Origin of the sequence: Sphingobacterium sp. 1.A.4, from assembly GCF_002734245.1 — a bacterium.
GTDB classification, from domain to species: domain Bacteria; phylum Bacteroidota; class Bacteroidia; order Sphingobacteriales; family Sphingobacteriaceae; genus Sphingobacterium; species Sphingobacterium tenebrionis.
In genome coordinates, this window is the sequence record NZ_PEAZ01000109.1 from 1 (window position 1) to 4,743 (window position 4,743).

Genomic DNA, 4,743 nt, shown 5'->3' on the forward strand with positions numbered 1-4,743 from the left:
TCGAAATGGTCCTTTGAAACGTCGATGCCAATGAAAGAGTGGGGATTGTTTGCCATGTGATCTGTTTTTTATAGTTTTGTACAGATTACCTAGTTTTTACCCCATCGATCCTAGTCCTTAATAATGGGTATTGCCCTAATTGTTATCTGGTCACTAAGGGAAAAAACGGTAGAGGATTTGATCATTGCCTAGGTATAAAAACCTTCACGGAAAGAGAATTTGCCGCTACCGTTTTAGGTAATCTTTCTAAAAGGCTAACTTAAACAATTAACCCTTTCTATTATTATACAAATCTAAAGGACGGAAAACCTTTCGCAATGACGATATTTACAACAAATCCTTTAAATGCGCCCAGACATTATCCGCTAAAATAAACTGCCCTTCAGCAGTTGGATGAATGGCATCCTTCTGATTCAACTTTTGTATACCAGCTACTCCTTCCAATAAAAATGGAACCAGCGTCATATCCTTCTCCTTCGCCAACTTCGGAAAAATCCCCTTAAACTCCTCAAAATAAGTATCACCCATACTCGGAGGGACCATCATCCCCGCTAATATAAACTTACAATCAGGATTCACTTTTCGAACCTTATCCACAATCTCCCCTAAATTTTTATAGGTACTTTCCGGCGGAATACCCCTCAAACCATCATTAGCACCCAATTCCAACACAAAAACGTCAATAGGTTCTTTCAACAACCAATCAATCCTATCTTTTCCTCCCGCACTTGTTTCACCACTCAATCCTGCATTCACTGCCCTATATCCTAATCCCAAGGAATCAATCTTCTTTTGAATCAAGTTTGGAAATGCCAGGTCGGTACTTTCCAATCCATAGCCCGCCGTTAGGCTATTCCCAAAAAATACAATGGTTTTTACACTATCTTGAACACTATCTACTTGGCTTACAGAATCAGAAGAAACTATCGTTGTATCCTTTTTTTGAGGATTTCCACAGGCTATAAATAATATGAATGTCAAACAAATGGTAAATGTGATCGGGAACTTTTTCATTCTTCTAATTTATTTAAAAAATGCTTTATTTTTATTAAATATGTCAACAAAGATTCTACAGATAAACCAGGTGTCTAAACATTTTGTGTTAGGTACATCCGAAATCCCAGTGCTAAAAGATGTCAGTTTTGAAATTGAAGAAGGTTCAACGGTATCCATCGTCGGTCCTTCAGGAAGTGGTAAGACCACCTTACTAGGACTATGTGCCGGATTGGACCAACCCAGTGAAGGCACTATAACCCTCAATGGAATTCAATTGACGGGTCTGAATGAAGATCAATTGGCTGCTGTAAGGAATGAACATGTAGGATTTGTGTTTCAGAACTTCCAACTTCTGCCTACATTGACTGCATTGGAAAATGTGCTGGTGCCTTTGGAATTAAGGGGTTTAAAGCCCAATGAGCGCGATGCACTAGCACTTCTTCAACGGGTAGGATTAGGTCATCGTGCCGATCATTATCCTTCCCAGTTATCAGGAGGCGAACAACAGCGGGTTTCCATTGCCCGAGCATTCGCTAACAAACCCAAGATTTTATTTGCCGATGAACCAACAGGTAATTTAGATGCCGAAACCAGTCAAAGTATTGAAGAAATGCTCTTTGAACTGAATCGGGAATCAGGAACTACCTTAATCATAGTAACCCACGATCTGGATCTGGCCGCAAAGACACAACAAATCATTCCGATTAAAGGAGGGAAGATTGCATGAATTGGCGGTGGATCTTTTTAATGGCCTGGCGGGATAGTCGCAAGAACCGAAGCCGATTATTCTTATTTATTTCATCCATTATTTTAGGCATAGCCTCGCTAGTGGCCATGAATTCCTTCAATGAAAACCTGAAGATGGACATTGATGACCAAGCAGCTCAATTAATTGGTGCCGATCTGGAATTGGAAAGTAGAAGAAAGCCAACGGATGAGGCGATGAAGTTCATCGATTCCCTACAAGCGTTGAGCGATGGATACGCCAAGGAAGAACGTTTTATGACCATGATCCAGTTTCCGAAGGTTGGTGGGTCGAGGTTTGTTCAGGTACGTGCGATTGATGGGAAGTTTCCTTTTTATGGAGAAATACTCACCAAACCTTCCAAAGCCTATTCATCGTTTGGAAGTGAAAACGGTGTTTTTATAGAAAATGCGGTGATGATCCAATTCCAGGCAGCAGTCGGGGATACGGTGCAGTTGGGAAAATCGAAATATCCTGTACTGGGTAGTTTACTGTCGCAACCTGGACAGACCGCTATTGCAGGAAGTATGGCGCCGAGTGTTTTTGTTCCGTTGGATCAATTGGCGGAGTCTGGATTACAACAGCTTGGGAGCCGGATCGAGTACCATTATTATTTTAAGCTTCCAAAATCCTTTGAAACGGATAAAAAACTGGAAGAATGGAAAGATAAATTGACCTTATTGCAATTAAGGGGATCAACGGTTCAGAGTACCAAGGAAAATACAGGCCGATCCTTTGCCGATATGGCAAACTTTATGGAACTGGTTGGCTTTGTCGCTTTGTTATTAGGTTGTATTGGAGTATCCAGTTCTGTGCAGATCTATGTTCGAGAAAAGCTGGTTTCCGTGGCCATCCTACGATGCATGGGCGCCAAAGCGAAGCAAGCATTCTTTATTTTTTTGATTCAGTTTGCAGGTATTGGATTGATCGGAGGTTTTATCGGAGCCATTTTAGGTGCGCTAGTTCAATACCTGATTCCATTGGTACTTCAGGATGTGCTTCCAGTTGCACTTTCCACACAAGTGTCTTGGTCGGCTATTCTTCAAGGCGTACTCTTAGGACTGGTTATCGCGGTATTATTTGCTTTATTGCCCTTATTATCCGTACGACAAGTATCGCCATTGAACTCTTTGCGCATGAGCGATGCTGCTGGCCAGGCAAAGAACGATCCTTGGAAATACCTGATTTACCTATTGATCATCGGATTTATCTTGATTTTTGCACGGATGCAAATGGATGATTGGAAGCAGACTTTCATTTTTACCTTAGGGATTTCGGTCGTATTTGCTTTATTATATGGCGTTGCCAAAGGATTCACTTACCTCATTAGGAAGTTTTTTCCAAAAGGATGGCCTTATGTTTGGCGACAAGGGCTTTCCAACTTGTATAGACCCAATAATCAAACAGTAATTCTCTTAGTTTCTATTGGCTTAGGTACGGCATTGATTGCAACCTTGTTTTTTGTTCAGGATATGCTGATCAAACGGGTGGAAATGTCTGCCGAAGAAAACCAGGCGAATATGCTCCTTTTCGATATCCAACCATCCCAAAGGGATTCTTTGGTATTGTTGGCAAAAGAAGAAGGCTATAATATCATGGAGAATGTTCCTATTGTAACCATGCAATTGGAAAGTATGAACGGCATCACCTTGAAGGACGTGGTAGCAGATTCAACCATTGATCAATCTAGGCGGGCATTTCGAGGAGAAATTAGGGCAACTTATCGGGATAGTCTTTCCCGCTCGGAAAAAGTAATGGAAGGTAAATGGATAGGTCATGTAGCCCCAACGGATACCGCTTCCGTTTCCTTAGATGAGAGTTATGCTGGAAATATTAAGGCTAAAGTAGGGGATGTAATGGTATTTAATGTGCAGGGGGTAAGGATTCCGGCAAAGGTGAGTAGTATCAGACAAGTGGATTGGAATAGGTTCCAATCGAATTTTAGGGTTGTTTTTGCAAAGGGATCTATTGATCAAGCACCTCAATTTTTCCTGATGATGACCAAGGTGGAAGGTGATGCCCAATCGGTGGCCTTTCAACAGAAAGTGGTAAGCAGGTTTCCGAACGTTTCGGTTTTGGATATGAATGCGGTGCTGGATATCTTGAATGAAATCTTGGAGAAGATAGGTTTTATCATCCAATTTATTGGAGGTTTTAGTATTCTGACGGGTATTGTGGTGTTGATTGCATCAGTGAGGATCAGTAAATTTCAGCGAATTCGGGAGAATGTATTGTTGAGGACCTTAGGGGCTAGTCGGAAGCAGATTTATTGGATTACGATTTCAGAATATTTGTTTTTGGGGTTGTTGGCTGCAATAACCGGGATTGTTATTGCATTGATTGCTAGTAATCTATTGGCGGTATTTGTTTTTGAATCTGGTTTTGTTCCTCCGATAGGATTTAGTTTGTTGCTGATCTTTTTGGTGACTTTTTTAACGGTTTTGGTGGGGTTGATCAATAGCCTTTCGGTATTGAATAGATCGCCGTTGGAGGCTTTGAGAAGGGAGTAGGTATTGGATTATGTTGGGTGCAGCATGTCATGTTGGGCATAGGTTGTGATGTTGAGCTTAGCTTGTCATGTTGAGCATAGGTTGTTATGTTGAGCGTAGCATGTCATGTTGAGCGTAGTCGAAACATCTGTACGTATGGATAAAAGGATACGAACAGATCCTTCGACTACGCTCAGGATGACAAGCAAACTACGCTACCAATGACATGTTGTATAACCTATTGTTAATCAGGTCAATGTATCTTATCTAATTTCATATCGAACTCCAGTGCCAACCTGTTTAGGTACTTTTCCTTCTGCTTTTTCAATTGTGTTTCATAGGTCTGCACCCCTTGTTCCACATAGGTAGTCCCCTTTACCATCAGTCGCCAATACTGTGCTGCCAATTTGTTGGCCATGGCCTTGATGGCGATCATAGGCCCTTTTCTGGCCCGAAGCCGTCGTCCGAATTCCCCGATCGCTATTTTCTTGCTCTGTAGGAGTCCCTGTGCAA

General features: G+C 41.7%; 4 protein-coding genes. 2 read left to right on the forward strand and 2 right to left on the reverse strand.

Annotated features, from left to right (window positions below; genetic code table 11):
• Positions 1–327 precede the first annotated feature (327 nt).
• A complete protein-coding gene (locus tag CRJ00_RS17215) occupies positions 328–1,014 on the reverse strand; it encodes an arylesterase (protein ID WP_099367975.1) in 687 nt (228 codons plus the stop codon).
• A gap of 40 nt (positions 1,015–1,054) precedes the next feature.
• On the opposite strand from CRJ00_RS17215, the gene CRJ00_RS17220 reads away from it, so the two are divergent.
• On the forward strand, positions 1,055–1,723 hold the full coding sequence (locus CRJ00_RS17220; protein ID WP_099367977.1) for an ABC transporter ATP-binding protein: 669 nt from the start codon (positions 1,055–1,057) through the stop codon (positions 1,721–1,723).
• Complete coding sequence (locus CRJ00_RS17225) at positions 1,720–4,251, forward strand: ABC transporter permease (protein WP_099367976.1); 2,532 nt, start codon at positions 1,720–1,722, stop codon at positions 4,249–4,251. The genes CRJ00_RS17220 and CRJ00_RS17225 overlap by 4 nt, the downstream gene beginning before the upstream one ends.
• 232 nt (positions 4,252–4,483) lie before the next feature.
• Here CRJ00_RS17225 and CRJ00_RS18890 read toward each other — a convergent pair.
• On the reverse strand, positions 4,484–4,743 hold a 260-nt coding region (locus CRJ00_RS18890), incomplete at its 5' end, for a hypothetical protein (protein WP_218962167.1).

Bases quoted from the DNA above. Each gene is read 5' to 3' on its own strand.
- CRJ00_RS17215 (WP_099367975.1), bottom strand. From the start codon at position 1,014: ATGAAAAAGTTCCCGATCACATTTACCATTTGTTTGACATTCATATTA.
- CRJ00_RS17225 (WP_099367976.1), top strand. From the start codon at position 1,720: ATGAATTGGCGGTGGATCTTTTTAATGGCCTGGCGGGATAGTCGCAAG.
- CRJ00_RS17220 (WP_099367977.1), top strand. From the start codon at position 1,055: ATGTCAACAAAGATTCTACAGATAAACCAGGTGTCTAAACATTTTGTG.